The organism is Pseudomonas sp. SDT291_1_S447 (genome assembly GCF_054070155.1).
The window spans coordinates 1-477 of record NZ_JBSVXS010000296.1 but is presented as its reverse complement, the minus strand read 5'-3'; the positions used below and the strand labels follow the sequence as shown (position 1 = coordinate 477).

Genomic DNA, 477 nt, shown 5'->3' with positions numbered 1-477 from the left:
GCATCGCACCTTGCGCCGTCTGCATCGCACTCATCCCTGTTTGCGCCATGTCCTTACCCTTCTCCAACATCTCCCAACTCTTGCTCGGCAAGACCTGCGCGACCATGGCTTGCACCTGACTTGGCACGTCTTCAGCCCCCGGCGGATTCAACGGCCATTCCGGCTTGCCGATGTAACTGCCATCGCTCCAGGTGTCCGCCGGGTCCTTGCCGAACAGCACCCGCGCCGGCCCCGGCGCAGCGCCGGCGACGCTGGCGAAACCCTTCCCGTCGAGCTTGCCCTTGATGCTTTTGCCCAGCGCATCGATGACTTCGTAATCACCTTCCTTGATGCCCTGACGCCCGGCGTACTGGTTGAACAACTCCAGATTGCCCTTGCCCGGTTTCGGTGGTTCCGGGAATACCCCGGCCAAAGATTTCGCGCCGGTGTAGGCGAAGTTCGCCGCGTGCGCGGTGTACGGGCCGCTGGTGGCGTGGG

Annotated in this window: 1 pseudogene; it reads right to left on the bottom strand. The window is 63.7% G+C overall.

Annotation, left to right across the window (positions count from 1 at the left end):
• A pseudogene (locus ACW9IR_RS29625) lies at positions 1 to 477 on the bottom strand (type VI secretion system tip protein VgrG); the annotation flags it as partial.